General features: G+C 30.9%; 1 protein-coding gene (only partly in view). It reads right to left on the bottom strand.

What is annotated here, in order from left to right:
* The coding region annotated (obgE, locus tag BST80_RS04650) for a GTPase ObgE (protein ID WP_415746178.1) crosses the window boundary (this coding region is incomplete at its 3' end): on the bottom strand, positions 1-871 show 871 of its 999 nt. Its footprint extends 128 nt past the window's final position.

The following is an 871-nucleotide window of genomic DNA, read 5'->3' as shown; positions in this document are numbered from 1 at the left end:
CTTNATTTTTATCAAAGCTGCTCCAATTTGATTTATTAANAATGATAAATTTTGATTCATTAAACCACTAACTTCAATAATTTCTGCAGTTGGAATTTGCGTNTTAAATTTAATTAAATTTTTTGCTGCAATCTCAAGATCCATTTTATTTGCTACAATAATTTCTGGTCGTAATTCTAATTTATAATTATATTTTTTTAATTCTGTTTTAACATTTAAATAATTTTGGTAAACATCTTCTGTTCCATAATTCCCTGACATATCTAAGACATGGACAATTAATTTACAACGTTCAATATGGCGTAAAAAATCATGTCCTAGTCCCTTACCTGCTGCTGCGCCAGCAATTAACCCTGGTAAATCTGCAACAACAAAACTATGATGTTTTTGATCTTGAACCACTCNTAATTGCGGGGTTAAGGTAGTAAATGGATAATCAGCTATCTGTGGTTTAGNTTTTGAAATTTTTGCTAATAAAGTTGATTTACCAGCATTCGGTAAACCAACTAGACCAACATCAGCTAAAACTTTTAATTCACAACGAATCTCTAATGTCTNCCCTAAATCACCAGCTTCAAAGATAGTCGGTGCTTTATTTTTAGAATTTGCAAAGCGAGCATTACCACGGCCACCCTGGCCACCTTTTGNTAAGACAANTTCTTGCTTATGAGTAGTAATATCACCAATAATTTCATTTGTTTGATTATTATAAATTAATGTACCTAACGGAACTTTAATATACTTATTAATAGCATTTTTACCATGCATATTTTTAATGCCTCCATTTTGACCATCGGCTGCTTTAATTTCTCTCTGATATTTTAAATCAAGTAATGTATTCATCCCTTCATCGCCAACAAAAATAATGCTA

It is taken from the genome of Spiroplasma sp. Moj, assembly GCF_016082285.1.
GTDB classification, from domain to species: Bacteria; Bacillota_I; Bacilli_A; order Mycoplasmatales; family Mycoplasmataceae; genus Spiroplasma; species Spiroplasma phoeniceum.
The sequence above is the reverse complement of the archived record's forward strand: the minus strand, read 5'-3'. Positions and strand labels throughout refer to the sequence as shown.